General features: G+C 72.0%; 23 protein-coding genes and 1 tRNA gene. 10 read left to right on the top strand and 14 right to left on the bottom strand.

The window, feature by feature from the left end; translation table 11 throughout:
• Positions 1-169: 169 nt before the first annotated feature.
• From PHZ_RS06600 to PHZ_RS23030, 3 genes are all read right to left on the bottom strand, one after another.
• A complete protein-coding gene (locus PHZ_RS06600; RefSeq protein WP_012520421.1) occupies positions 170-1,198 on the bottom strand; it encodes an IS110 family RNA-guided transposase in 1,029 nt (342 codons plus the stop codon).
• A gap of 372 nt (positions 1,199-1,570) precedes the next feature.
• The gene (locus tag PHZ_RS06595) at positions 1,571-2,695 is read right to left on the bottom strand and encodes an arylamine N-acetyltransferase family protein (RefSeq protein ID WP_083770844.1); all 1,125 of its coding nucleotides are present in this window, start codon (positions 2,693-2,695) and stop codon (positions 1,571-1,573) included.
• Positions 2,692-2,838 carry a hypothetical protein gene (locus PHZ_RS23030; RefSeq protein WP_187149103.1) on the bottom strand — a complete coding sequence of 49 codons (147 nt, stop codon included), beginning with the start codon at positions 2,836-2,838 and terminating at the stop codon, positions 2,692-2,694. The genes PHZ_RS06595 and PHZ_RS23030 overlap by 4 nt, the downstream gene beginning before the upstream one ends.
• Before the next feature lie 88 nt (positions 2,839-2,926).
• Here PHZ_RS23030 and soxR point away from each other — a divergent pair, with 88 nt between their 5' ends.
• Complete coding sequence (gene soxR / locus PHZ_RS06590) at positions 2,927-3,376, top strand: redox-sensitive transcriptional activator SoxR (protein WP_041373296.1); 450 nt, start codon at positions 2,927-2,929, stop codon at positions 3,374-3,376.
• An 83-nt stretch (positions 3,377-3,459) separates the two neighbouring features.
• Here the strand turns inward: soxR and PHZ_RS23450 are convergent, their stop codons facing one another.
• On the bottom strand, positions 3,460-3,735 hold the full coding sequence (locus PHZ_RS23450; RefSeq protein WP_041373295.1) for a tannase/feruloyl esterase family alpha/beta hydrolase: 276 nt from the start codon (positions 3,733-3,735) through the stop codon (positions 3,460-3,462).
• A gap of 458 nt (positions 3,736-4,193) precedes the next feature.
• Here PHZ_RS23450 and PHZ_RS06580 point away from each other — a divergent pair.
• Positions 4,194-4,269 (top strand) — tRNA-Thr (locus PHZ_RS06580).
• A gap of 6 nt (positions 4,270-4,275) precedes the next feature.
• On the opposite strand, the gene PHZ_RS06575 is transcribed toward PHZ_RS06580, so the two are convergent.
• A complete protein-coding gene (locus tag PHZ_RS06575; protein ID WP_012521750.1) occupies positions 4,276-4,659 on the bottom strand; it encodes a nuclear transport factor 2 family protein in 384 nt (127 codons plus the stop codon).
• A 61-nt stretch (positions 4,660-4,720) separates the two neighbouring features.
• Positions 4,721-5,050, bottom strand: a complete 330-nt coding sequence (locus tag PHZ_RS06570) for a hypothetical protein (RefSeq protein WP_041373294.1) — start codon at positions 5,048-5,050, stop codon at positions 4,721-4,723.
• A 101-nt stretch (positions 5,051-5,151) separates the two neighbouring features.
• On the opposite strand from PHZ_RS06570, the gene PHZ_RS06565 reads away from it, so the two are divergent.
• Together PHZ_RS06565 and PHZ_RS06560 are read left to right on the top strand one after the other, a co-directional pair.
• Positions 5,152-5,604: a YaiI/YqxD family protein gene (locus tag PHZ_RS06565; protein WP_012521749.1), complete on the top strand. Its 453-nt coding sequence runs from the start codon at positions 5,152-5,154 to the stop codon at positions 5,602-5,604.
• A 59-nt stretch (positions 5,605-5,663) separates the two neighbouring features.
• On the top strand, positions 5,664-6,170 hold the full coding sequence (locus tag PHZ_RS06560) for a c-type cytochrome (protein WP_012521748.1): 507 nt from the start codon (positions 5,664-5,666) through the stop codon (positions 6,168-6,170).
• A gap of 240 nt (positions 6,171-6,410) precedes the next feature.
• Here PHZ_RS06560 and PHZ_RS06555 read toward each other — a convergent pair whose 3' ends face one another.
• The 4 genes from PHZ_RS06555 to mnmH all read right to left on the bottom strand — a co-directional run bounded on the left by PHZ_RS06555 (position 6,411) and on the right by mnmH (position 12,880).
• The gene (locus tag PHZ_RS06555; RefSeq protein ID WP_041373973.1) at positions 6,411-9,647 is read right to left on the bottom strand and encodes an efflux RND transporter permease subunit; all 3,237 of its coding nucleotides are present in this window, start codon (positions 9,645-9,647) and stop codon (positions 6,411-6,413) included.
• A complete protein-coding gene (locus tag PHZ_RS06550) occupies positions 9,647-10,810 on the bottom strand; it encodes an efflux RND transporter periplasmic adaptor subunit (protein ID WP_041373293.1) in 1,164 nt (387 codons plus the stop codon). Before PHZ_RS06550 ends, PHZ_RS06555 begins: the two co-directional genes overlap by 1 nt.
• A gap of 182 nt (positions 10,811-10,992) precedes the next feature.
• Positions 10,993-11,763 (bottom strand): class II aldolase/adducin family protein, encoded by a 771-nt coding sequence (locus PHZ_RS06545; RefSeq protein ID WP_041373292.1) that lies wholly within the window; start codon positions 11,761-11,763, stop codon positions 10,993-10,995.
• A gap of 31 nt (positions 11,764-11,794) precedes the next feature.
• Entirely contained in the window at positions 11,795-12,880 is a 1,086-nt protein-coding gene (gene mnmH, locus PHZ_RS06540) for a tRNA 2-selenouridine(34) synthase MnmH (protein WP_012521744.1), read from the bottom strand.
• A 39-nt stretch (positions 12,881-12,919) separates the two neighbouring features.
• Here mnmH and selD point away from each other — a divergent pair, with 39 nt between their 5' ends.
• Positions 12,920-13,963: a selenide, water dikinase SelD gene (gene selD / locus PHZ_RS06535; protein ID WP_012521743.1), complete on the top strand. Its 1,044-nt coding sequence runs from the start codon at positions 12,920-12,922 to the stop codon at positions 13,961-13,963.
• Here the strand turns inward: selD and glpK are convergent.
• The gene (gene glpK / locus PHZ_RS06530) at positions 13,960-15,456 is read right to left on the bottom strand and encodes a glycerol kinase GlpK (protein WP_012521742.1); all 1,497 of its coding nucleotides are present in this window, start codon (positions 15,454-15,456) and stop codon (positions 13,960-13,962) included. The genes selD and glpK overlap by 4 nt on opposite strands.
• Positions 15,457-15,576: 120 nt before the next feature.
• Here glpK and PHZ_RS06525 point away from each other — a divergent pair, with 120 nt between their 5' ends.
• The 3 genes from PHZ_RS06525 (at position 15,577) to PHZ_RS06515 (ending at position 18,118) form a co-directional block, all read left to right on the top strand.
• Entirely contained in the window at positions 15,577-16,698 is a 1,122-nt protein-coding gene (locus PHZ_RS06525; protein ID WP_012521741.1) for a DUF2336 domain-containing protein, read from the top strand.
• A gap of 72 nt (positions 16,699-16,770) precedes the next feature.
• Positions 16,771-17,553 carry an NAD kinase gene (locus PHZ_RS06520; RefSeq protein ID WP_012521740.1) on the top strand — a complete coding sequence of 261 codons (783 nt, stop codon included), beginning with the start codon at positions 16,771-16,773 and terminating at the stop codon, positions 17,551-17,553.
• Positions 17,554-17,632: 79 nt separating this feature from the next.
• The gene (locus PHZ_RS06515) at positions 17,633-18,118 is read left to right on the top strand and encodes an Hpt domain-containing protein (protein WP_041373291.1); all 486 of its coding nucleotides are present in this window, start codon (positions 17,633-17,635) and stop codon (positions 18,116-18,118) included.
• Positions 18,119-18,125: 7 nt separating this feature from the next.
• Here PHZ_RS06515 and PHZ_RS06510 read toward each other — a convergent pair whose 3' ends face one another.
• Together PHZ_RS06510 and PHZ_RS06505 are read right to left on the bottom strand one after the other, a co-directional pair.
• Positions 18,126-18,908: an NUDIX hydrolase gene (locus PHZ_RS06510; RefSeq protein WP_012521738.1), complete on the bottom strand. Its 783-nt coding sequence runs from the start codon at positions 18,906-18,908 to the stop codon at positions 18,126-18,128.
• A 40-nt stretch (positions 18,909-18,948) separates the two neighbouring features.
• Positions 18,949-20,088 (bottom strand): DUF2336 domain-containing protein, encoded by a 1,140-nt coding sequence (locus tag PHZ_RS06505; protein ID WP_012521737.1) that lies wholly within the window; start codon positions 20,086-20,088, stop codon positions 18,949-18,951.
• 170 nt (positions 20,089-20,258) lie between these two features.
• Between PHZ_RS06505 and PHZ_RS06500 the strand changes: the two genes are divergently transcribed.
• Positions 20,259-22,028 carry a hybrid sensor histidine kinase/response regulator gene (locus tag PHZ_RS06500; protein WP_012521736.1) on the top strand — a complete coding sequence of 590 codons (1,770 nt, stop codon included), beginning with the start codon at positions 20,259-20,261 and terminating at the stop codon, positions 22,026-22,028.
• 49 nt (positions 22,029-22,077) lie between these two features.
• The gene (locus PHZ_RS06495; RefSeq protein WP_012521735.1) at positions 22,078-23,274 is read left to right on the top strand and encodes a CaiB/BaiF CoA transferase family protein; all 1,197 of its coding nucleotides are present in this window, start codon (positions 22,078-22,080) and stop codon (positions 23,272-23,274) included.
• 7 nt (positions 23,275-23,281) lie between these two features.
• Here the strand turns inward: PHZ_RS06495 and PHZ_RS06490 are convergent, their stop codons facing one another.
• Positions 23,282-24,622 (bottom strand): MFS transporter, encoded by a 1,341-nt coding sequence (locus tag PHZ_RS06490; RefSeq protein ID WP_012521734.1) that lies wholly within the window; start codon positions 24,620-24,622, stop codon positions 23,282-23,284.
• Positions 24,623-24,682 lie beyond the last annotated feature (60 nt).

Here is a 24,682-nt window from a genome sequence, read left to right as displayed (position 1 = left end):
GGACTGCTGGCCCTGATGGTGTCCGCAAGCTGGGTCCCACTCTGCTTTGCAGGCTTCGACGCCTTGGACACTACGCGGGGTGTCCCAGCTCCCGGTCTGACCGGTTCGCCATCACTTCACATCGCGCTCGCAACCTCCGGAAGCTGGTCGTCGACGATCAGCTAATCTGTCAGGCGGTCACGCCCTGAGGCGCGCGGTAGACGCCGCCGCGGGCCATGATCGACCAGGCGACACGGGCGGTGCGATTGGCCGCGGCCACCGTCACCACGCGAGCGGGTTTGCGCGCCAGCATCGCAGCGATGCGCGGGTCGACCGAGTCCGGTCTTGTTCGTGCACGGCGCACGAGCGAGGTCATGCCGACGACCAGCAGGCGTCTCAGATATCGATCGCCCATCCGTGAGATCCTCCCCATCCGCTCCTTGCCGCCGCTGGAGTTCTGCAGCGGTGTTAGGCCAAGCGAGGCCGCAAACTGCCGCCCGGAGCGGAAGCGGCTGGCGTCGGTGACTGAGGCGGCAAGCGCCGTGGCCGAGATCAGGCCGACGCCAGGGATGGTGCTGAGGCGCTGAGACAGCTCGTTTGTCCGATGCCAGGTCAGCAGCTCCTTCTCCAGCGCCGTGAGACGGACCTGCAGATCGCCGATCTGGCCCGCCAGGCCGGTGATGACTCGCGCCGCCAGCTCGGGCACGTCCGGCGCAGCGCCTTGAGCAACCCGTGCGGCTAGGTCGAGGGCATGATGCAGGCCGCGCGCCATCTCGATCCCAAACTCAGCCAGGAGGCCGCGGATCATGTTGACCAGCTGGGTGCGCTGCTTGACCAGCAGATCTCGGGTCCGGTGCAGCGCCAGGGCCGCCTGCTGCTGCTCGGACTTGATCGCCACGAACCGCATCGTCGGCCGCGTCACCGCCTCGCAGATCGCCTCGGCGTCGTTGGCGTCGGTCTTGCCGCGCTTCACGTAGGGTTTCACGTAAGCCGGCGGCATCAGCCGCACCTCGTGGCCGAGCCGCCTCAGCTCGCGCGCCCAATGGTGCGACGTGCCGCAGGCCTCGATCCCCACCAGGCAGGGCGGCGCGGTCTTGAAGAACGGCAGAACCTGGGCTCGTCGAAGAGCTTTGCGGACGATGACCTTCCCCTCGGCGTCAACCGCGTGAACCTGAAAAACGCTCTTGGCGAGATCCAGGCCGATCGTTGTAATCTCCATCTGGGTGGCTCCCTTCGCTCGTGGTTGTTCGACAACTTCCACAAGTCTGGCACTCAGATGCCGTGAGCGGGAGCCATCCACCCCATCTGCTTTCGGCGTGGCGCCGCGGCTTGAGCGGGCCGCCGCCCCGTCTGATCGCGGATTCCGTTATTGCAGAAGATGTATGCAAAGCAACGCCGATAACCGCGTCGTTTTAGCTCCAGAGTGATACAGGCCTGATCGGGTGCGACACAGTAGCAGACAGCAAGTCGCTGATGCTTATGCAGTATAACGTCGTTATATTACCGCGCTCCATCGCGATGGCGGGGCGCCGGCGGCGCAACCTGGGGCGGGAGCAGCCGACCTGCGAACGGCGGCTCGCGCCGCCCTTGGTCAGGAGGCGCCACGCTCGGCGGCGGCCGCCAACACCGGCCGCCAGTCCGGCGCCGGCGTGAGACCGAACACCGACTCCAGCACGTGCGCGATCCCGTCCGCATCGAGGCGCCGGCGCTCAGCTTCACCGGTCCGCGCCCGGATGGTGAGCTTCGAGTCCAGCAGGGCGAAGCGCGCCTCCGGCGTCGCCTTGGTGACGATCAACTGGCGACGGAAGTGCGACGAGGGGTGGGTCGAGGTGAACCAGTTGAACAGCTCGTAGTGGCTGTCCAGCAACGGCTCCGGCGAGACGTCGTAGAGCGGCAGCCACTGCCCATCCGCCTCCGTTCGCACAAGGAAGCCGGCCCCGAGCGGGGTCACCCGGTAGCGGCCGTCGCCGGCGGACTGCGGATCTCTGCGGTCGAGCCGCAGCGGCGCCGCCGGCACGGCGGAGCCGAAGCCCACATCCACGAGCCACGGCGCGCCGTCGACCGTGACCCGCAGCGCCATGTGGGTGCGAGGCGGGGGAGGCGCGCCCGCCGGCGCCTGCCAGCGCACGCTGGCGACGAGCGCGTCCACCTCGAAGCCGATCGCGGTCAGGACGCGCTTGAAGAGGCCGTTCTGCTCGTAGCAGTAGCCGCCTCGCCCGCGCGCGATGAGCTTCGCGTCGACCGCCGCCGGCGAGATGTCGACGTGGCGGCCAAGCAGCACGTCGATGGCCTCGAACGGGATCGCAGCGAGGTGGTGCGCCTGCAGCGCGTGCAAGGTCTCCAGAGTGGGCTCCAGGGGGCCACCGTAGCCGATGCGCCGGCAGTAGGCCTTCAGGTCCAGGGTCTCGGCCGACGCCGCGGCGCCGACCGCCGCCAGAACCTGGGCGGCGGCATAGGGCGCATAGGTCCGCAGGAAGCGGGCCGTGGGGTTGGCGGCGGCGAAACGGCCCTGCAGGCGCTTGCGGTCCTGGTGCGGCGTCCCTGCGCCGAAGGCCACGAGGTCGAAGGCGCCGTGCGCCCCGTCCACGTCGGCGAGCGTCGTTCCCCGGGCCGGCACGCCGGCCCCGGCAAGCTCCTGCAGGACGAACTCCAGCACCTCGGGATCCTGGCCGACGACCAGCACACGCGCGTCGCCCTCTTGCGCACCAGGCCTCATGCGACCGCTCCATAGGCTTCATCGGCGCGCGCGGATCGCGGCGTCCGGATCCACCAGGCGAGCCGCGTCAGCCCGACCGTGTCGCAGATGCGGTTCGGCCGGACGCTGCCCAGCATCATCGCCAGGCGCAGCGGTTGCGTCATGTCTGCTCCTCCTTGCAAAGGACGGAGCCGGGACATAGTTCCTCAACCTTAGTTGAGGTCAAGACCTCCAGGGACGATCTTGCGACCGATGCGCCCAGCAGCGGAACTCACCGTCGGGGAGGTGGCGCGGCGCAGCGGCGTCCGCGTCTCGACGATCCATTTCTATGAGGCGAAGGGGCTCATCAGCAGCCGCCGAAGCGAAGGCAATCAGCGGCGCTTTTCGCGCGAGGTGCTCCGGCGCGTGGCGGTGATCCGCGTCGCGCAGCGCGCCGGCGTGCCGCTGTCCGTGGTCGCTCAGGCCTTCGCCGAACTCCCCCAGGACCGAGCGCCGACACGGGAAGACTGGATGCGGCTCTCGTCGCGCTGGCGGCGGGACCTCGACGACCGCATCCAGCGCCTGATCGGCCTGCGGGACCAGCTCGACGGCTGCATCGGCTGCGGCTGCCTCTCCACCAGTCACTGTCCGCTGCGCAACCCGCAGGACGCGCTTGCCGGTGACGGCCCCGGACCTCGGTTGCTCGACCCCGCCCCGCGGTAAGGGCCGGCCCCGGGCGCCGCCGCCGCGTTCCGCCGTGGCGGCATAGGACCGCCCCGCCTCCCCCTCTTCCCCTATGGCTTCACCTACGGCGTCGCCGGTCGGGACACCGAGCAGACGAAGTTCGTCGCGTCGTTCGGGTCGCCTGCGCCGCGCCACCAGGCCTTCGCCGGATACGCGCACAGGCCGCCCGCGTCGCGCACGAGCCGCTCATAGAAGGCGACCGTTTGGTCGGGCGGCACGAGGCTGTCGGCCCAGCCGTGATAGACGATCAGCTTGCCGCCTCGATCGCGAAACGCGCGCAAGGACCCGCGGGTGGCGTCGTTCACGATGGGGCCGAGGGCGGCGTCGACCGTCGCCATGTCGCGCTCCACCTGAAACCCTGACCAGTCCCAGTCCCGGCCGAAGACCCACCTGAAGAGGCTCACGAAGGCCGGCTGGCCGTTGGGCCGCGACTGCAGGAATTTCCAGTCGAAGAACCCGGTCGCCTCGCTCCCCGGGAGCCAGCCGTAGAACAGGGGGCGCCTGGCCCGATCGGTCGGCCCGAGTAGAACGCCCGGGCGGTCGCCACCTCCCCTTCCGTCAGACAATCGGCGCGATCGCCGTCGCGACAGGTCAGCTCGCCGGGATCGAAGCGGCAGGCCTTCGGATCGCCGATGAAGGGGTCGCTGCGCAGACCGCTGCCTATGCTCGACAGGTTGCCGAGATAGGCCGGTTGTGCCATCGGAGGCGACGCCTCCGGCTGGTTGTGCCCCATGCGTGCCCCGCAAGGGCCCACCCACCACCGCCTGAGAGCCAAATGTTTGATATCGCTTAATATGCCGGATTAGCTCAGCTGGTAGAGCAGCGGTTTTGTAAACCGAAGGTCGCGGGTTCGAGCCCTGCATCCGGCACCATCGGCCTCAGCGGGCCGCGGCCAGCTTCTCGCCCATCAGACGGTGCAGCAGGTTGATCGCCTTCAGCGGCCGGATCATCACCTTGAAGCGCACGATGCGGCCGGCCTCGTCCCACCAGATCATGTCGACGCCGTTGATCGTGATCCCCTCGATCTCGCAGGCGAACTCCAGCACGGCCGAGCGTTCGGCCCGCCACTCGCCGAGATAGCGGAAGGTCTCGTTGTTCAGCACCTCGAGCGCGCTCTCGAGGTACTTCACCGTGATCGCCTTGCCCTGCTGCGGCGTGTGGACCACCGGGCTCTCGAAGACCGCGCCCTCGGCGATCATCCCGGCCAGGGCGGCCCGGTCGCGGGTCCGCACCACGGAATGCCAGCGGTCGATGACGGTCACGGGGGCGCCTCCTGCCTTGCCAGCGCAGTCTGGGCCGGGCGCCGCAGCGTCGCGCAAGCCCCTACATCGCGGCGATCAGGATCAGCAGGCCGGCGATGGCGCCGCCCAGCAGGACCGCGCCGACCTTGATCGCGAACAGTTGCTCGGGACTGGCGTCGGCCCAGGTGCGGTACTGGCGCAGCCATTCGGCGCGCAGCGCCGAGGGGTCGGTCTCGTCCACCGGGCCGGCGTCGCCGAACGCCTGCGGCGTCCAGTCGAACCGCACGGCCAGGGCATGCAGGCGAAGGACCGCAGCGTCGGCCACCCCGCGCCACAACCGCCCTGGGCGGCCGCCTTCGCGGATCTTGGCGCGGGGCCCGGCGGTCCCGGCCGGCGCGGCTCTGCGGAACACGGCTGACCTCCCCTCTCGTGCCCCCCTGCGCGGACACCGCCAAGGCAACGGTTCCCCGCGCCCGGTGGTTCCGGCGGCGGCTTTGGGCTAGGCGGTGGATCATGCGCATCTTCATCGACGCCGACGCCTGCCCGGTGAAGGACGAGACCTACAAGGTCGCCGCCCGCTACGGGCTGAAGACCTTCGTGGTCTCCAACAGCTTCATCCGCATCCCGGCCTCGCCGATGATCGAGCGGATGATCGTGGACGCGGGTCCCGACGTGGCCGACGACTGGATCGCCCAAGAGGTGCGGCCCGGCGACATCGTCGTCACCAACGACATCCCCCTGGCCGACCGGGTGCTGAAGGCCGGCGGCGCGGCGATCGCGCCGAACGGCCGGGCGTTCACCGCCGATTCCATCGGCTCGGCCCTGGCCCAGCGGGCGATCATGGAGCACATCCGCTCGACCGGCGAGATCACCGGCGGCCCCGGAGCCTTCGCCGCCGCCGACCGGTCGCGCTTCCTCCAGGCGCTGGACGAGGCGGTGAACCGCGAGCGGCGGCGCCGGCGCTGACGCTCGCTTGAATCGGCGCGGCTTCGCGCTAGCTTGCGCCGCCATTCAGGGAGATATCCATGCGCCGTCTGGGACCGATCCTCGCCACCGCCGTCGTCGCGGCCGCCCTCGCCTCGTGCGGCAAGTCGTCGACGGAGCAGGCCCCGGGCGAGGCTCCGGCGGGGTCCGGCCAGGCCGCCGCGCCCGAACTCACCGACGAGCAGGCGCAGAAGGTCCTCGCCACCCTGCCTGCGCCCTACAACACCGCGGACCTGGCGAACGGCAAGGCGAAGTTCGCCCTCTGCCGCTCGTGCCACACGATCACGCCCGGCGGCGCCAACATGACCGGCCCGAACCTGCACGGCGTGTTCGGCCGCAAGGCGGCCCAGGTCGAAGGCTTCCGGTACTCCGACGCGCTGCAGAACGCCGACATCGTCTGGGACGGGCCGCACCTCGACGAGTGGCTGGCCAAGCCGATGACCTACCTGCCCGGCACCAAGATGTCGTTCGCGGGGCTGAAGGACGCCAAGGACCGGACCGACCTGATCGCCTTCCTGATGGTCGAGACTCGTGGGACGGCCCAGTAGGAATTCACGCGACGCGAGCAGAATTCGGCAATAGACAACCTTGACGCGCATAGACGGGCGGCGCATTGTCCGTCGGTCGATCACTGCATCTGTCGACAACCTTTTCGGCCGGCGCGTCCGCGTGGCGGCCTGCCGGGGCCGTCCTCCCCCCCTTGCCGGCCCCTGGCGACCCCCTTCCTCGGCCTCCCCTCACCCGGGAGGCCGTTCTTTTTGGCGGGAGGCCTTTCTTTTTGGCGGGGGCTATTCCGCCGCGTTGGCCACTCGCGTGCGCTCGGCCTCCTCGAAGGCCTCGATGCGGCGGGCCGTGGCGTTCGGCGACTTCGTGAACCTCGCCAGCATGTTGTAGAACACCGGCACCACGAACAGCGTGACCATGGTGGCGAAGATCGCGCCGAAGAAGATGGTCACGCCGATGGTCTTCCGCGCCTCGCCGCCGGCCCCGCCCCAGACGATCAGCGGGATCGCGCCCGCCGCCGCCGAGATCGAGGTCATGATGATCGGCCGCAGGCGCAGCGATGCGCTCTCGATCACCGCCTCGCGGATCGACAGCCCCTCGTCCCGCAGCTGGTTGGCGAACTCCACGATCAGAATGCCGTTCTTGGCCGCGATCCCCACGAGGATGATCAGGCCGATCTGGCTGTAGGTGTTGACCGAGGAGTCGGCGAGCAGCAGGCCGAACAGTCCGCCCAGCGCTGCGACGGGCACCGTCAGCATGATCACGGCGGGGTGGATCCAGCTCTCGAACTGCGCCGCCAGCACCAGGAAGACGAGCAGCAGCGCCATCGCGAAGGCGAAGCCCACCGCGCCCGAGGATTCGAGGTAGTCGCGGGCGCCGCCGCCCCACTTGATCCCCACGCCCGCCGCGGGCTGCTTGGCGGCCTCGGACTCGAAGAAGGCGATCGCCTCGCCCATGGAATAGCCGGGGTTGAGCTGCGCCGTCAGGGTGATGGAGCGCAGGCGGTCGACCCGCGAGCGGTCCGGCGTGTCGCCCCGCACGCGGGTGGTGACCAGCGAGGCGAGCGGCACCTGCTCCCCCGAGGCGCTGCGCACATAGAGCTTGCGCAGGTCGGCCTCGTTCTGCCGGCGCGAACGCTCGGTCTGCAGCAGGACGTCGTACTCCTGGCCGTCGCGGATGTAGGTGGTCACCCGGCGCGAGCCGAAGTTCGTCTCCAGGGCCCGGCCGACCGCCTGGGCCGAGACGCCGAGCGCGGCGGCCTTGTCGCGGTCGATGTCCACCACCAGGCGCGGGCTGGTGGGCTCGTAGTCCAGGCGCGGACGCCCGAGCCCCGGGTTCTGCTCGGCGGCGGCCAGGATCGGGCGGATCCAACGCTCGATCTCGGGATAGTCGGTGCCGGTGGCGATCAGCTGGACGTTGGACCCGCCGCCGCCGCCCGGACCGCCGCGCTGCAGGCCGCCCTCGGGCGAGACGATGGCGCGGACCGCGGTGACGCCGGCGAGTTCGCGGTTCAGCCTGGCCGCGAACTCCTGGGTGGTCATCCCGGCGTCTTCCGACAGCATGGTGTTGCCGCCGGCGGTGTTGAAGCTGGAGGCGCCGCCGAAGCGCGGGCTGACCATCACGTACCGGTCGAGCACGCCCTCGTCGAGGTAGCGCATGAGCACCTGCTCGACCTTCTGGGCCGCGGCGCGGGTGTAGTCGTAGCCGGCGCCTTCGGGGCCCACCAGCATCACCTGGGCGCGGCGGCGGTCCTCCTCGGGAGTCAGCTCGCGCGGCAGGACGCTGAAGACGCCCACCGCCGCGGCGGCCAGCAGAAGCACCACGGCCGAGGCGGAGATCGACACCCGCCGGTCGCCCAGCATGCGGTCGAGCGAGGCGTGGTACGAGGTCTTCAGACGGTCCATGGCGCCGTCGATGATGCGGGCCAGCCGGCCCTCGCCCTTCGCCGGGCGGAGCAGCTTCGAGGCCATCATGGGCGACAGCGACAGCGCCAGCAGGGCCGAGAACGCCACGGCGCCGGCGACGGCGACGGCGAGTTCGACGAACAGCCGGCCGATGAAGCCCGGCAGGAACATCAGGGGCGCGAAGACCGAGACCAGCACGATCGTCGTGGCGACGACCGCGAAGAACACCTGGCGCGCCCCGCGCTGGGCGGCGACGACCGGCGGCTCGCCGTCGTCGATGCGCCGCTGGATGTTCTCCACCACGACGATGGCGTCGTCGACGACGAGCCCGATGGCGAGCACGAGCGCCAGCAGCGTCAGCAGGTTGATCGAGAAGCCCAGCGGGGCGAGCACGATGAACGTCGACAGGATGCAGATCGGCGCCACGATCGAGGGGATCAGGGCGGCGCGCCAGGTGCCCAGGAACAGGAAGTTCACCAGCGCCACGCAGCCCAGCGCGATGGCCATGGTCCACCACACCTCGTCGATCGCGTGGCGGGTGAACTCGGTGTAGTCGACCGAGACCTCCAGCTTGCTGCCCTCGGGCAGGCCGGGCCGGATCTGCTCGATGGCGTTGCGGACGCCTTCCGAGATCTCGAGGTCGTTGGCGAGGCTCTGGCGGAAGATGGCGATGCCGACCATCTCGCTGCCGTTGGACCGGAAGCTGCGGCGGTGCTCGTCCGGCCCCTCCTCCACCCGGGCGATGTCGCCCAGCCGGGTGATGTAGGTCTCGCCCTGGGTCGCGGTCGTCACGTCGCGCACCGCGCCCTGGGCCGCCCCGGCGCCCGCGGCCGCGCCGCCGAGCGCGGCGGAGGTCTGGGACGCGGCCGTGGTCCGCGCGCGGGTGATCGGCAGCCGCGCGAACTGCTCGGGCGTGGCGTAGCCGCGGGCCACCCGGATGGTGAAGTCCTTGGCCGGCGCCTCGAGCGAGCCGGCGGGCAGCTCGAGGTTCTGGGCGTTCAGCGAGCTTTCGACGTCCTCCACCGTGACGCCGGCGGCGGCCATAGCGTCCGGGTCGAGCCAGATGCGCATGGCGTAGTTCTGGGCGCCGCCCACCCCGACATTGGCGACCCCCGGCACGGTGGACAGCCGCTCGACGAGATAGCGCTGGGCGTAGTCGGTGAGCTGCAGCCGGTTCAGGGTCGCCGAGCTGAAGCTCAGGAACATGATCGGCGAGGCGTCGGCGTTCGCCTTCTGGATCTGCGGCGGGTCGGCCTGTTCGGGCAGGGCCGCCATCACCCGGCTGACCGCGTCGCGGACGTCGTTGGCCGCGGCGTCGAGGTCGCGGTCCAGGGTGAAGGAGATGTTGATCCGCGAGGAGCCGTCCCGCGAGGCCGAGTTGATGCGGTCGATGCCTTCGAGACCGGCGACCTGCCGCTCGATCACCTCGGTGATCCGCTCCTCGATGACCTCGGCCGAAGCGCCGCGATAGACGGTCGAGACCGACACCACCGGCGGGTCCACGCTGGGCAGCTCCCGCACCGTCAGCGCCTGGAAGGAGGCGAAGCCGACGACGCACAGGATGATGGCCGCGACCGCCGCGAAGACGGGCCGGCGGACCGAGATGTCCGACAGCATCATGCGGCGGGCCGCGGCGCAGGCCGCGCTCCGGGCTGGACGGCCTGGCCGGCCACGCGGATCGGCTGGCCCGGCTGGATCTTGTTGAGGCCGTCGGCGACCAGCCGCTCGCCGGCCCGCACACCGTCGAGGACCTCGACGAAGCCCTGCTGACGGATGCCGGTCACCACCGGCCGCTGCTCGGCCAGCGTGCGCTCGCCGGCCTGCCGGACGACGTAGACGAAGGCCGCGTCCCCCTGCACCGAGACGGCCGATTCCGGGACGCTCAGGCTCTGGCGCTGCCCGCGCGAGACGCCGACCCGCACCAGCATGCCGGGCTTCAGCCGGCGGCCGGGATTGGGGAACTCGGCCCGGGCGGTGATGGCCCGCGTGCGCTCGTCCACACGGGTGTCCAGCCGCGAGATGCGGCCGGTGATGGTCTCGCCGGGATAGGCGTCCACGGCGGCCAGGATCGTCTGGCCCTCGCGCAGCTGGGCGAGGTAGCGCTCGGGCACCTGGAAGTCGACGCGCACGGCCGAGAGGTCGTCCAGGGTCACGATCGGCGCCCCGGGATTCACCAGCGCGCCAGGGGCCACGTCGGACAGGCCCACCACCCCGGCGAAGGGCGCGCGGATGACCCGGTCGGCTTCGCGGGCGCGGGCGGCGGCGAGATCGGCCTGCGCCGTGCGCCAGGCCGCTTCGTACTCGTCGATCGCCGCCTTGGAGGCGAAGCCCTTCTCGCCCAGGGCGCGGTAGCGGTCATAGGCGCGCCGGGCCTGCACCAGCCGGGCCTCGGCCTGGGCGATCCCGGCGCTCTGCTCGGTGTTGCGCAGCTCGACCAGGACCGCGCCGCGGGACACCTGCTGGCCGTCGGTGAAATGGACCCGCTCGACGAGCTGGGTCGCGGCCGCGGTCAGCGTCACCGACTGGCGGCCCTTGGCGACGCCCAGGACCTCGATGGTGTCGGTGAAGGCGCGCGGCTGCACGGGCGTGACCGACACCTGCGTGGCGCCGAATCCGCCGCCCCCGCCGCCGGGCCCCTTCATGGCCGCCCCGGGCGGTCCGCCCGGTCCGCCGCCTCCGCCCGCGCCGGCCTTCAGCCCGATGACCTTCATGCCGCCGACGACGATCATGACCGCCAGCACGATGAGGGCCGCAACAAGGAAGAAGTGGCGTCGGATCAAGACTGAGGTGCTCCATCGCCCGAATACGGGCGAGCGTCCGGGGAGGATGCGCTCTTACCCCGCGTCATACACGGGATCGAGTGACAGTAGGATGGCTGACCGTTTCTCGCTTGAAACGTAACGCGAAAAGGCGAACGGGCGTCCCGGCCGGGACGCCCGTCGGATCTCGCGCGGCAGTCGGATCAGGCGTCGTAGCCGGGCAGTTCGCGATCGAGGCGGCGCAGGCAGCCGGGCCAGGCCAGGCCCCCGCCGATGCCGCGCGAGGTCTGCATCTGCACCTCGGCGCGTGCGGCTTCGGGGGCCATCAGCACGTTCTCGCGGCCGGCGGACAGCGCCATCACCTGCTGCTTGCAGGCCCGCTCGAGGAAGAACATCCCCACCCAGCAGTCGCCCGCCGTCTCGCCCACCGACAGGGTGCCGTGGTTGCGCAGCAGCATCAGGTGCTTGTCGCCGATGTCGGCCACCAGCCGCTCGCGCTCGTCCAGGTTCAGGGCGATGCCCTCGTAGTCGTGGTAGGCGAGCCTTGGCAGCACGATCAGCGCATGCTGCGACAGCGGCAGCAGGCCCTCCTTCTGGGCCGCCACGGCGACGCCCTGGTCGGTGTGCAGGTGCATCACGAAGCGGGCGTCCTCGCGGGCCTGGTGCACCGCCGAGTGGATCGTGAAGCCCGCCGGATTGATGAAGTGCGGCGTCTCCTGGAGGATGTTGCCGTCCAGGTCGATCTTCACCAGCGAGGAGGCGGTGATCTCCTCGAACAGCAGGCCGTAGGGATTGATCAGGAAGTGGTGCTCGGGCCCCGGGATGCGGGCCGAGATGTGGGTGTAGACGAGGTCGTCCCACCCGTGCAGCGCCACCAGCCGGTACAGCGCCGCCAGGTCCACCCGCGCCTGCCATTCCTCGGCGCTCACCTTGCCCTTCAGCGAGGTCACGCCCGCGACCGATCCGTCCGCCATGGGCCGTCTCCCTTGTCCTTGATTATCGCCGTTAAGCCTCGCGCCGCCGCGGCGCAGCGTCAAGCCGGGCCACCAGATCGGCCACGACGTCCGCCGCGGTCTCCCGCTCTTCCGGACGGCAGGGATCGAGGGCGATGCGCCCGACGAGGGGCCGGCCGTGCTTCTTGCGGGCGCGCTCGTAGGCGGGGTCGTAGTGCAGCGCCATGACCGCCTCGGCCAAGTCGGCGAACCGCCCGGCGTCCGCCAGCGCCCGCCAGTTCTCCAGGCGCTCGCGGCTGGGATGGACCGGCAGCCGCAGGAACCCCTCGTCGAGGGCGGCGCGGTCGGCGATCAGGTCGCTGTACGCGCCCACCAGATACCGGGCGCGGGCCGCCGGCTCGGCCGCAAGCTCGATCCGCGGCGCGGCCGCCAGCCGCGCCCAGAGCGCGGGCGGCAGGATGCGCTCGCCGATCTTGCTGGATTCGGCCTCGGCGACGACCGGGCGCGCGGGATCCAGCGCGTCGAGCGCGGCCAGCAGCCGGCTCTCGAACAGCTTCTGGCTGGGCTGCGGCCGCCCCTTCAGGGCGCCGAACAGGGAGCCGCGATGTTCGGCCAGGCCCTCCAGGTCCAGCGTCTGCACGTCGCGGGCGGCCAGCAGCCCGAGGATCTCGGTCTTGGCCGAGCCGGTCTGGCCGTCCAGCAGCACGAAGTCGAGGCCGAGCCTTCCGTCGTAAAGCCGCTCGACGACATGGCGGCGGTAGGTCCGGTAGCCGCCGGCGAGCACGCTGGTGCGCCAGCCCACCTGGGCCAGGATCAGGGCCATGGCGTTCGAGCGCATGCCGCCCCGCCAGCAGTAGACCAGCGGCGCGAAGCCGCCGGGCTTGTCGGCCAGCGCCGTCTCCAGGTGCCGGGCGACGTTGCGGGCGACATAGGCCGCCCCGATCCGGCGCGCCTTGAAACGCGACTCCTGGACGTAGATCGTCCCGACCTCCGCCCGCTCGGCGTCGGTGAGCACCGGCAGGTTCACGGCCCCGGGCACATGGTCCTCGGTGAACTCGGAGGGACTGCGCACGTCGATCACCATGTCGAAGCGCGCCAGCGCCTCGCGCGAAATCTCGTCGGTGACCTTCGGGCCCATGCCGGTGCTATAGCGCGCTTCTCGAACGACGGAGAGCCCATGTCCGGACCTGTGCGTCTCACCTCCCTCGCCCACGGCGGCGGCTGCGGCTGCAAGCTGGCGCCGGCGGTCCTGCGCGAGATCATGTCGAAGATGCCGGCCGCCGCCGCCTTCCCCGACCTCATGGTGGGAACCGAGACCTCGGACGACGCCGCCGTCTGGCGCCTGAATGAGACCCAGGCCCTGGTGGCCACCACCGACTTCTTCATGCCCGTCGTGGACGATCCCTTCGACTTCGGACGGATCGCGGCGACAAACGCCCTGTCCGACGTCTACGCCATGGGCGGGCGGCCGATCCTGGCGCTGGCGATCGTCGGCATGCCGATCGCCAGCCTGGAGCCCGACGTGATCGGCGCGATCCTCGCGGGGGGCGCCTCGGTCTGCGCCGAAGCCGGCGTGCCGGTCGCCGGCGGCCATTCCATCGACAGCGTCGAGCCGATCTACGGCCTGGTGGCGCTGGGGCTCGTCCACCCCGACAGGGTGCTGACCAACCGCGGCGCGCGGGCCGGCGACGTCCTGATCCTGACCAAGGCCCTGGGCGTGGGCGTGCTCAGCGCCGCCTTCAAGCAGGAGCGCCTGGATCCCGCCGGCTATGCGGCCCTGATCGCCTCCACGACCCGGCTCAACAGCCTGGGCGCCGAGCTGCCGGACGTGGCGGGCGTCCACGCCGTCACCGATGTGACCGGCTTCGGCCTGCTGGGCCATGCCCTGGAGATGTGCCGCGGCGCCGGGCTTTCCGCCGAGATCGAGGCCGGAGCGCCGGCCCTGCTGGACGGCGTCGAGGCGCTCGTGACTTCGGGCGTGCGGACCGGGGCGTCGGGGCGCAACTGGGCCAGCTACGGCGAAGCGGTCCGCGAGCCGCCGGGCCTTCCCGACTGGCGCCGCGACCTCCTGACCGACCCGCAGACCAGCGGCGGCCTGCTTATCGCCGTGGACCCGGCGGCCGCCGACCGGGTGCTCTCGCTGGCCCGCGAGCGCGGCTTCGACTCGGCGCGCGTGGTCGGCCGGATTGCGGACGGCCCGCCGGAAGTCCGGATCGTCTAGCTCGAGCGCACCCGCGCGACGGCGTCCAGCCAGCGGGCGTAGGCCAGCTCGCGCGGCTCGTCCGCCAGCTGCGGCCGGTAGCCTTCGGTCCGCGGGCGGGAGGCGGCCGCCTCGGCGACGTCGCGGTAGACGCCCGCGCCGACGCCCGCGAACAGCGCGGCCCCGAGAGCCGTAGTCTCCTGGTAGGTGGCGCGGCAGACCTGGATGCCGGTCAGGTCGGCGAGCCGCTGGCTGAACCAGGCGCTCTTCGACATGCCCCCGTCGATCCGCATCTCGACCTCGCCGGCGAAGGCGCGCGGCGCGTCGGCCCGCATCGCCTCGATCAGGTCCCGGGTCTGCAGCGCGCTCGCGTCGAAAGCGGCCTGGGCGATCTCGGCGAGGCCGGCGTCGCGGGTCAGGCCGAAGATCGCCCCGCGGGCGCCGGCGTCCCACCAGGGCGCGCCCAGGCCCGTGAACGCCGGCACCAGCACCACGCCGTGATCCGGCCGCGCGCCGGCCGCCAGCGCCTCCGCGGCCTGCGGCCCGCCCTGCACGCCCAGCCCCTCGCCCAGCCACTGGATCGCCGCGCCGGCGATGAAGATCGCGCCCTCCAGGGCGTAGGTCGTGCGTCCGTCCACCCGGGCCGCCACGGTGGTCAGCAGACGCGAGCGGGACGGCGCGCGCGTCTCGCCGGTGTTCACCAGCATGAAGCAGCCGGTGCCGTACGTGGCCTTCATCTCCCCGGGATGGATGCAGCCCTGGCCCATCAGCGCCGCCTGCTGGTCGCCCGCCACGCCGCGGATCGGGATCGGGCGGCCCAGCAGCCCCGGCTCGGTCTCGCCGAAGTCGCCGTTGCAGTCGAGGACGTCCGGCATCATGCCGATCGGCACGCCCAGCATCTCGCCCATCTCGGCCGACCATTCGCCCCGGCCGATATCGTAGAGCAGGGTGCGCGAGGCGTTGGTGGCGTCGGTGGCGTGCAGCCTGCCGCCGGTCAGCTTCCAGACCAGCCAGGCGTCGATGGTGCCGGCGAGCAGATGCCCCGCCTCGGCCGCGCTCCGCGCCCCGGCCACGTTGTCGAGCAGCCAGGCGAACTTCGTGCCCGAGAAGTAGGGGTCGAGCAGCAGGCCGGTGACCTCGGTCACCCGCGGCTCGCGGCCGGCCTCCCGCAGCGACTGGCAGAGCGGCTCGGTGCGGCGGTCCTGCCAGACGATCGCCCGGTGGATCGGCTTGCCCGTCCGGCGGTCCCAGATGACCGCCGTCTCCCGCTGGTTGGTGATGCCGATGGCGCGGACCTCGCCGAGGTCGCGTCCCGCCCGCTCGACCGCCTCGCGCAGCACGGCCACCGAGGCCTCGAAGATCTCCTCGGCGTCGTGCTCGACCCAGCCGTCGCGGGGATAGTGCTGCCGCAGCGGCCGCCCGGCCTCGGCCAGGGGCGCCCCATCCGCTTCGAACAGGATCGCACGCGTGCTGGTCGTGCCTTGGTCCAGGGCGAGGATCAGCGGTGCGGCCATGGGGTCTTCGTCCTCCCGGAGCCCGTTCTGCGCGCGGGCAGGCTCCTTAAGCATGTTTTCATCCGCGCCCTACAGGATGGCTTACAGCCGCGTTCGGTTTGGGCAAATGGGGGACCCGGCTTGAGCCTCGCCGTGAGCAGCGAAAGCCTGCTCGATCTCGCCAAGAGCCGCGCGCCCGCGGACCGTGAACGCCTGCTGCTGGCGATCGCGGACCTATGCGACACGCCGCACGCGGGCGAGGCGATGAAGGCCCCGCAGATCCAGGCCCTCCTCAGCTCCATCTTCATGAGCCTGGTGGTCGAGGCCGAACGCGACATCCGCAAGCGCCTGGCCGAGCAGCTCGCCGGCGCCGACTGGGCGCCGCCCGCGCTCATCAACGTGCTGGCCCTGGACGACATCGAGATCGCCCGGCCGGTGATCGCCCAAAGCCCCCTGCTCCGCGACGTGGACCTCGTCCGCCTCCTCGTGGAAGCCACCATCGAGCATCAGATCGAGATCGCCCGGCGGCCGAAGCTGTCGCAGAACGTCGTCTCGGCCATCCTCCACCAGGCCGAGCCCGCGGTGCTGACCGCGCTCGCCGGCAACGAGACCGCCGAGCTGTCGCCGCGGGACATGGCCGAGCTGGTCGAGATGTCGCGCCAGATCGCGGCGCTGCGTACACCGCTCTCGCGGCACCCGCGCCTGACCAGCGACCTGGCCGAGCGGCTGTACGTCTGGGTCGGCCAGGCCCTGCGCAAGTCGCTCACCGACCGCTTCCGCCTCGACGCTCCCGCCCTCGACAAGGCGATCGCCGCCGCCGTCACCGAGGTGCACGCGGGAACGCCTCGCGACGGGCAGGCCATGGTCGTGCTGGCCCGCGACGGCGAGCGCGAGGAGATGGAGCGGCGGCTGATCGACAAGCTGCACGCCGCCGGACAGCTCCGCCCCGGCTACCTGGTCCGTGCCCTGCGTGAGGGCCGGCTGACGCTGTTCACGACGGCGCTCGCCATGCTGGGCCGCTTCGACGCCGACCACGTCCGGCGCGCGATCGATTCCGACCGGCCCGAGCTGCTGGGCCTGGCCTGCGCCGCCGTCGGCATCGACCGCAGCGTCTTCCCCACCATCCTGCAGCTCGTGCGCGACCTCAACGAGGGCCGCCCCGGCGGCGGGCAGGAGGCCGCCCGCCGCGCGGCCGGCGCGTTCGCGCCCGTCACGCCCAGCGTGGCCGGCGCCGCGTTCCGGCAGGCGGCCAAGTCGCTCTAGACGCGATCGCGCGTCGCCTTTCCCCGAACCGGCTCTGGACAGACGCGCCGGGTTGCGGCGTGTTGCCGGCCGATGTTCAAGCCCGAGCCCTTCGTCACGCGCCTGACCTTCGCCGCCAGCGACCGCCCGGAAGCCCAGGAGGCCCGTGCGCGCCTCGCCCAGCGCTACGGCGACGCCGGGGAGGAGAAGGCCCAGGTGATCGTCGCCCTCGGGGGCGACGGCTTCATGCTGGAGACCGTCCACAGGCACATGGGGTCCGGCAAGCCGATCTACGGCATGAACCGCGGGTCGGTCGGCTTCCTGATGAACGAGTACAGCGAGGACGCCCTGCTCGAGCGGATCAACGCCGCCGAGCAGGCGGTCATCCATCCGCTGCGGATGACCGCCGTGGACGTCCACGGCGAGACCCATCGTGCGCTCGCCTTCAACGAGGTCTCGCTGCTGCGTCAGACCCGCCAGACGGCCAAGCTCCGCATCTCGGTGGACGGCAAGGTGCGGCTGGGCGAGCTGCAGTGCGACGGGGTGCTGGTGGCCACGCCCGCGGGTTCCACCGCCTACAACCTTTCCGCGCATGGACCGATCATCCCGCTGGACGCCAAGATCCTGGCGCTGACGCCGATCAGCGCCTTCCGGCCCCGGCGCTGGCGCGGCGCCCTGCTCGCCCACACGGCGGAAGTGACGTTCGAGGTTCTTGAGGCCGACAAGCGCCCCGTGAGCGCCGTGGCCGACAATTTCGAGGTGCGGCACGTCGTCGAGGTCCGCGTCGGAGAGGATCGGGACGTGTCCATCACCATGCTCTTCGACGCCGGCCGCAGCCTGGAAGAGCGGGTCCTCGCCGAGCAGTTCTCGGTTTGAACAGGCGGTCTGCCGCGGCTCAGGTGTTATTAACGGGTTGACCCTTAGGTTGCAGGCGCGTCCGCCAGGAGAGCCTCCCGTGAGCGATCAGAAGTCCGGTCACCTGATCCAGCCGTCCAACGCGCTGCGCCTGAAGGTCGGCGGCGGCCGCCTCGGCGCGATCGACGCCTCGGCCATCGCCAAGGCCGAGGCCGCGCTGCAGAGCCTGTCCGGCAACTTCTCGCAATGGCTGAACGACGAGGTGGGCAAGCTGGAGGCCGCCCGCCAGGACGTCCGGGCCAATGGCGTCGATCCCGACACCATGGAGCGCCTGTACCTGCGCGCCCACGACCTGAAGGGGCTCGGCGCGACCTATGGGTTCCCGCTGGTCACCCGCATCGCCGGCCTGCTCTGCCGGCTGATCGACGACAAGGCCAAGCGCGTGGATGCGCCGATGCCGCTGATCGACGCCCATATCGACGCGATCAAGGCCGCCGTCCGCGACGGCATCAAGGGCGAGGACCACCCTGTGGGCCAGGCCCTGGTGAAGGAGCTGGAGTCCCGCGTGGCCCAACTCGGCGCCTAGGCTCCGGCTACATCACCCGCTCGAGCGGCTCGGCCACCTCGCCGTAGCCGGCGTTCGGCGGCAGCACCAGCACGCGCCCTTCCGGCCGGCTCTCCACCCGCGGCAGCACCGTGACGAGTTCGCGTCCGCCCGCTCTGGCCACGGCGTCGGCCGCGCTGCGCGCCTCGCCCAGGAGCTGCAGGTTCATCCGCGTCGGGAAGATCACCGTCCGCTCGCCCACGTGCGCCAGGCGCAGGGCCTCCCCGGGCGGGATCCATTCGGCGTCCACCGTCTCCCGTCCGTCGCAGGCGGCGAGCTGGCCCTCGGGCGCCCGCGCCGCGTAGAACCAGGTGTCGAACCGCTTCGGCACGATCGGCGGGGTGATCCAGCGGGCGAAGACGGTCAGCGCATCGAGGCTCAGCCGCGCCCCGAGGTCGCGCACCACGTCCAGGAACGGCAGCCGGCCGGCGTCCACCGCCTCGCGCACCTCCAGGTCGCAGACCTCGGTCAGCGGGGCGCCGTCGCGGCGCTCGCCCACCAGGATGCCCGCCTCCTCGAACGCCTCGCGGATCGCGGCGATGCGCAGCGGACGCTGCTCGGGCTCGATCTCGTCCCAGCCCCGCACGTGTTCGGCCCAGGCCGGGTCGTGGTCGCCCGCATGGGTCTTGCCGCCCGGGAAGACCAGGGCGCCCGAGGCGAAGTCGATCTGATGGTGCCGCTTGACCATCAGGACCTCGAACGAGGGCTCGTCGCGCAGCAGGAGGATGGTGGCGGCCGGGCGGATCTCGGCGGCGGTTTCGGCTTGGCTCATGCGCCAAGCTTGGGCCCGGCCGCGGCGCCCGGCAAGCGGCTCAGGCGGTTTCCGCCACGTCACGCACCTGCCCGGCGGCGCGGCTCATCCGCTCCAGCAGGTAGTCCACGTCTTCGCGGGCGGCGGCCTGCGGCTGGGTCAGGAAGCGCTGCAGCATCCGCTCCTGGAACCGTTCCCGGTCGCGCGGGCCGCCGTCGAACTCCATGGCGTGGAAGGCGTCCACCGCGGCGCGGAAGGCCGGGAACAGGCGCGCCGGCAGGCCCGCCCGCTCGTAGATCGCCCGCAGGCCCAGCGGCCCGGCGTCGTGGATCATCAGCCATGTGCGGTGGTGCGGCACGCCGGCCAGCTCGGCCACGCCCCACTCGAAGAACGTCATGTGCCCGTGAGCCAGGGCCCGCAGCAGCAGCGAGGCGGTGAGCCGCCGCTCGGCCTGCAGGTGGGCGACGAAGGCCTTCATGTCGGCCGCGCGGCCGGCCTGGTCCACGAGGTCGATCGTCGCCCGCTCGGCCGCGCCGACGGCGATCTCCAGTGCGGCCTCGGGCGAGACGGCGTGGCGGCTCATCAGGTGGTCGCGCAGCTGGTCGCCCACCATCCGCACCAGCCGTTCGGTGACGCTGAGCGGCAGCGCGCTGCGGTAGGCCACCGCCGTCAGCACCCGCTCGGACTCGGCGAACCGGTCGATGATCTTCTGCAGCGCCGCCTCGGCGAAGTCGGCGTTGTCGTTGGCGCAGGCCGCGGACACGGCCCGCTCGGATCCGTGCTCGGCCAGGGCGTCCGTCACCCTGCGCGGCAGGACCGGCCGCTTGGCGATGGCGAGCTGGCGCACCGGCCCGCCCAGGCGGACGATCTCGGCCAGGTCCTCGTCGGTGAACGCGGGCGAGAAGGCCAGCATCGGCAGCGAGACGCTCTCGACGTCCCGGGCCAGCTTCACCGCCACGTCGCGCGGCACGACGCGCGAGGCCTTGAGGGTCTCCACCAGCGCCCGGCGCACCGTCTCGGCGGCGTCGGCGGCCATCACGCGCAGGATCTCGGCGGCGAGGTCGCGATCCGCTTCGGAGAGCGGCGCACGGTCGATGGCGGCGCACAGCTTGCGGGCGGCGGCCGCGCGCTCGTCGGGCGTCGAGCCCTTGAGCAGCGTTCGGATATCGCCCTCCGTCAACGCCGAACGCGTCGTCGCCATGCCGCGCCAGATCCCCCCGCTTGCGGGACCGGAGTCCCACGAGTCGATTTATCGGCGGTTAAGCTTAATGAGACCTTGCCGGCCGAATCTGTGGATTAAGGATCTCGCGTAACCGCCCGCCAACCCGGGGCCCCTACCCTCGCGGACCAGCTTCGCGAAGGAGGCCCGCCGTGGCCGACATCTCCCAGCCCGCAGACGCCGGCGGCGTCACCGTCAACGAACAGGCCCTGAAGGCCCAGGCGGCCCTGCTGCCCTACGCCCTCGCCGCGTTCGCGGTCAGCCTGCCGGTGTTCGTCTGGGCGGGCAGCCATGCGGTGAACGGCGCCTGGATGAGCGCCAGCTTCGCCCTGTTCGCCATCGGCTGGGGCGGCTTCTACGCCATCGTTAACTGGTTGAAGACCCCCGCGGCCCGCGACCTGAAGACGCGCGGGCGGGTGCATGTGCTGGGCGGCCTGCTCTGGGCGGCGACGATCGCCCAGCTCGCGGCGTTCGCCGACGGCGCGGGCCCGGCGCGCGAGACCCTGTTGCTGCTGTCGCTGGGGGCGGCCCTGATCTGCGTCTTCTTCGCCGCCCCCTGGCTGCCCAGCCTGCTGATCGTGGCCCCGGCCGCCGTGGCGGGCCCCCTAGTCGCCCTCTTCAGCCGCGCCGCCGACCAGCCGCTGGCCAAGCTGGGCCTGGCCGCCACCGCCCTGGCGCTGGCCCTGGCGCTCTTGGTGAACCGGATCCTGCGCGGACAGTTCGCCCTCGCCGGCGAGCGCGAGCAGCTGATCGCCGAACGCGCCGAACAGGCCGAGGCCGCGCGGCGGCTGGCCCGCTCGAAGTCGGACCTCGTCTCCACGCTGTCCGACGAAATCCGCAACGGTCTGACCGGCGTCGCCCACCTGCTGGCCTCGGCGGCGGGCCAGGGCGGGCGGGCGGCTCCCTCGCGCCAGCAGGTCGCCGCCGCCCTCGACGCCGTGAACGACCTCCTGGGCGTGCTCGACACCACCGTCGACGCCGAGACGGCCGAGGCCGGCGAGATCCACGTGGCGCCCCGCCCCGTCGACCTCGTCGCGGTCGCCCGCGACCTCCTCCTGGCGCATCGCGCCGCCGCGGCGGCGAAGGGCCTGGAGATCGCCCTGCACGTGGACGCCGAGCTCGCCGGCGATTCCGGCGCCGCGATCGCCGATCCGCTGCGCGCGCGCCAGGCCCTCTCGGCCCTGATCGCCAACGCCGTGAAATTCACCCTCCGCGGCCGCGTCGAGGTCCGGCTGTCGCGCGCCGGCGAGCGCCGCATCGCCGTGGCGATCGCGGACACCGGGCCCGGCCTGAGCGACGAGGAGCTCGCCACCGCCCTGCAGCCTTTCCAGCGCGTGGCGCGCACCAGCGCCGGCGCCCCGGGCGCCGGTCTCGGCCTGCCGCTCGCCTGCCAGCTGGCGCGCCTGATGGGCGGCGAGATCCGCGCGCAGAGCGCGGTCGGCGTCGGCAGCTGCTTCACGCTGGAGCTACCCTACGATCCCGACGTCGCCGCCTCAGCGGACGCTCCGCAGGCCGCCGAGCCCGAGACGCGCCGGCTGCGCGTGCTGCTGGTCGAGGACGACGCGCTCGGCCGCGCCACCCTGCGCGCGACGCTGGAGCAGCTCGGCCACCAGGTGGTCCAGGCGGCGGACCGCGCCCGCGCCGTCGAGCTGGCGCGGGTCTGCGACCTCGACCTGGCCGTCGTCGGCGCCGGCTCGGGCGGCCACGAGACCATCGCGGCCCTGCGCAGCCTGGCGGGGGACGCGGCCCGCACGCCCGTGGTCGCGGCGATCGGCGGCGATCCAGACGAGGCGCGCGCCTGCCAGGCCGCCGGCGCCGACGCCCTGCTGCGCAAGCCCGTGGCCGTCCCGGCCGCCGCAAGAGCCATCGCCCAGGCGCTCTCGCCCCGCCCCTCGCCCGCCAATGACCGCGCGGTAGCCTGACAAGGCCTCCAACACGCGTTTAAATGCCTCCAAACAGAGGGAGGCGCGCGTGCTGCTGCAGGGCCTGAAGGTCGTCGACTTCACCGCCTATATCGCCGGGCCCGGAGCGGCCTGCATCCTGGGCGACTGGGGGGCGGACGTGATCAAGGTCGAGCGGCCCGGCGGCGATTCCATGCGCCACATCTTCGCCGACCTGAAGACGGACCTGGGGGCCAACCCGACCTTCGATCTCGACAACCGCGGCAAGCGCGGGGTCGTGCTCGACATCTCGAAGCCGGAGGGGCGGGAGGCGCTGGCGAAGCTGGCCGAGCAGGCCGACGTCTTCCTCACCAACGTGCGGCCGGCCTCCCTGCGCCGCGCCGGGCTGGACGACGAGACCCTGCGGGCGGCCAACCCGCGCCTCGTCTACGCGGTCATCACCGGCTACGGCCTGGAAGGGCCCGAGGCGCACAAGCCCGGCTTCGACGTCACTGCCTTCTGGGCCCGGGCCGGCGTCGCCAACATGACCGCGCCCAAGGGCATGGACCCGTTCCTGCTGCGCTCGGGGGTGGGCGACCACACGACCTCGCTGGCGACCGTCTCGGCGATCCTGGCCGCCCTCTACGAGCGCGAGCGCACCGGGGTGGGGCGGCTGGTCCAGACCTCGCTGCTGGCCACCGGCATCTACGTGATGAGCTCGGACCTGGCGGTGCAGCTCAGGTTCGGGCGGCTGGCGTCGGCGCGGACCCGGGACAACCCGATCAACGCCCTGGCCAACTTCTACAAGAGCGCCGACGGCCGGTGGTTCGTGCACAACCCGCGCGGCCCCGGCGGCGGCTGGGAGGCGTTCTGCGAGGCGGCCGGACGCCCGGACCTGATCGCCGACGAACGCTTCGCCACCGGCAAGGCCCGCCGCGAGAACGCCAAGGCCCTGACCGAGGCCTTCGACGAGGGCTTCGGCGCCCTGCCCTTCGACGAGATCGCCCGGCGGCTGGATGCGGCCGACCTCGTCTGGGCGCCCGTGCAGACCCCGGCCGAGGTCGCCGCCGATCCGCAGGCCGCGGCGGCGGGCGCCTTCCTGGAGATCGAGGACGGCCAGGGCGGTACCTACCGCTCGGTGGCCGCGCCCGCCCGCTTCCCCGGGGCCGACGCCGAACGCCGCCCGCCCGCGCCGGCGCTGGGCCAGCACACCCGCGAGGTCCTGGCCGAGCTGGGCTACGGCGAGGCGCAGATCGAGGCCATGCTGCAGGCCGGCGCGGCGGCGTAGGGGCCCGTCACCGCGCCTCGCTGGGGACCGGCCGGGCCTCCAGCTCGGCGCCGCGCAGATAGGCGGCGCTGAGCTCGCGGTAGTACCGGGAGTTCAGGGCGAAGACCGTGGCGGTCACGCCCACCACGCCGGCCAGGGTGAACACCAGGGCGATCCCCCGGTCCGGGCCGCGGCCGAACCAGTCGCCGATCGTCGCGGCCCCGGCGCCCGTGGTCATGAACGGGATCACGATGAACTGGGTCAGCGGCCCCATCAGGAAGGCGGTCAGCGGCGAGGCCGCCTGCTCCACCGACTGGGCGAAGCCGAACACCCGCCCCTGCCGCTCGAACGGCACCACCTTCTGCAGCGTCGTGTGCTCGGCCGCCTCGGCGTAGGGGCCCAGGAACATCCAGACGAAGCAGCCGGCCGCCAGGAGCCAGATCGAGGGCTGCAGGGTGAACACGCAGCACACGCTCCACATGATCAGGTTGACCAGCAGCAGGGTGCGCAGCGGGTTGGCGCCGAGGCCCGTGCGGGCGATGACCACGCCGGCGAGGATGAACGCCGTCGACAGCACGCCCCACAGAAGCCCCCAGGCCTGCACCGAGACCAGCGACAGGCCGTAGGCGTCCATCAGCGCCATGAAGATGCCGCCCAAGAAGTTGTTGAACGTGGCGAAGAAGATCAGGGCGAACAGGCCCGGCACCGCCCCGATCACGCGCAGCGTGCCCGCCAGGTCGATGCGGCGGGGCGCGGCCGCCTCGCCGGCGGCGGCCGCGGGCGCCGGCTCGTCGACCCGCACGAACACCAGGTGCAGGAAGACCGCCGCCGTGAAGACGAGCGCCAGCACGAGCGTGTAGCGCATCCCGCCCCAGGCCACGAGGAAGCCGCTGATCACGGAGGTGGTCAGGAAGCCCACGCCGGTGACCATGCCGACGAGGCCGTTGGCCCGATCGCGCCGGTCCTCCGGGATCAGCGCGGTCACCAGGGTGGGCAGGGCGATGCTGCGGATGTTGCCGGCGATCACGCCCAGCATCACCAGCCAGATGAACAGCCACAGGCTCGCGCCCGAGACGTCGCGCAGGCTGCCCTCGGGCGCCGCCTCGTGCAGCGCCAGCGACAGGCCGTAGAGGACCATCGAGACGACGCTGGAGCCCAGCATCACCAGCTTCTTGCGGTGATGGTCGACGAGGCTGCCGAACCAGATGCCGGAGGCCGCCGTGAGCACCAGGTAGATGCCCGCGATCATGCCGGTGGCGAACACCGAGCGGGTCTCGAGGTAGACCCAGAACGTCAGCGCGAACCACACCGTGAAGTTCACGACGTTCGCGACGAGGTTGTTGCCGAGCAGGTTGTAGAAGGGGGTCATTGTCGTGCGGCCCTGGAGGGAGCCGCCCGGCCCCGCGTATCGCTGATATGGGCGCTCCCG

It is taken from the genome of Phenylobacterium zucineum HLK1, from assembly GCF_000017265.1.
Taxonomy (GTDB): Bacteria; Pseudomonadota; Alphaproteobacteria; order Caulobacterales; family Caulobacteraceae; genus Phenylobacterium; species Phenylobacterium zucineum.
Note: the sequence above shows the minus strand (reverse complement) of the source record. Positions and strands in the feature narration are given on the sequence as shown.

Bases quoted from the DNA above. Each gene is read 5' to 3' on its own strand.
- PHZ_RS06600 (WP_012520421.1), bottom strand. From the start codon at position 1,198: ATGGAGATTACAACGATCGGCCTGGATCTCGCCAAGAGCGTTTTTCAG.
- PHZ_RS06595 (WP_083770844.1), bottom strand. From the start codon at position 2,695: ATGAGGCCTGGTGCGCAAGAGGGCGACGCGCGTGTGCTGGTCGTCGGC.
- PHZ_RS23030 (WP_187149103.1), bottom strand. From the start codon at position 2,838: ATGACGCAACCGCTGCGCCTGGCGATGATGCTGGGCAGCGTCCGGCCG.
- soxR (WP_041373296.1), top strand. From the start codon at position 2,927: ATGCGCCCAGCAGCGGAACTCACCGTCGGGGAGGTGGCGCGGCGCAGC.
- PHZ_RS23450 (WP_041373295.1), bottom strand. From the start codon at position 3,735: ATGGCGACGGTCGACGCCGCCCTCGGCCCCATCGTGAACGACGCCACC.
- PHZ_RS06565 (WP_012521749.1), top strand. From the start codon at position 5,152: ATGCGCATCTTCATCGACGCCGACGCCTGCCCGGTGAAGGACGAGACC.
- PHZ_RS06560 (WP_012521748.1), top strand. From the start codon at position 5,664: ATGCGCCGTCTGGGACCGATCCTCGCCACCGCCGTCGTCGCGGCCGCC.
- PHZ_RS06555 (WP_041373973.1), bottom strand. From the start codon at position 9,647: ATGCTGTCGGACATCTCGGTCCGCCGGCCCGTCTTCGCGGCGGTCGCG.
- PHZ_RS06545 (WP_041373292.1), bottom strand. From the start codon at position 11,763: ATGGCGGACGGATCGGTCGCGGGCGTGACCTCGCTGAAGGGCAAGGTG.
- mnmH (WP_012521744.1), bottom strand. From the start codon at position 12,880: ATGGGCCCGAAGGTCACCGACGAGATTTCGCGCGAGGCGCTGGCGCGC.
- selD (WP_012521743.1), top strand. From the start codon at position 12,920: ATGTCCGGACCTGTGCGTCTCACCTCCCTCGCCCACGGCGGCGGCTGC.
- glpK (WP_012521742.1), bottom strand. From the start codon at position 15,456: ATGGCCGCACCGCTGATCCTCGCCCTGGACCAAGGCACGACCAGCACG.
- PHZ_RS06520 (WP_012521740.1), top strand. From the start codon at position 16,771: ATGTTCAAGCCCGAGCCCTTCGTCACGCGCCTGACCTTCGCCGCCAGC.
- PHZ_RS06510 (WP_012521738.1), bottom strand. From the start codon at position 18,908: ATGAGCCAAGCCGAAACCGCCGCCGAGATCCGCCCGGCCGCCACCATC.
- PHZ_RS06505 (WP_012521737.1), bottom strand. From the start codon at position 20,088: ATGGCGACGACGCGTTCGGCGTTGACGGAGGGCGATATCCGAACGCTG.
- PHZ_RS06490 (WP_012521734.1), bottom strand. From the start codon at position 24,622: ATGACCCCCTTCTACAACCTGCTCGGCAACAACCTCGTCGCGAACGTC.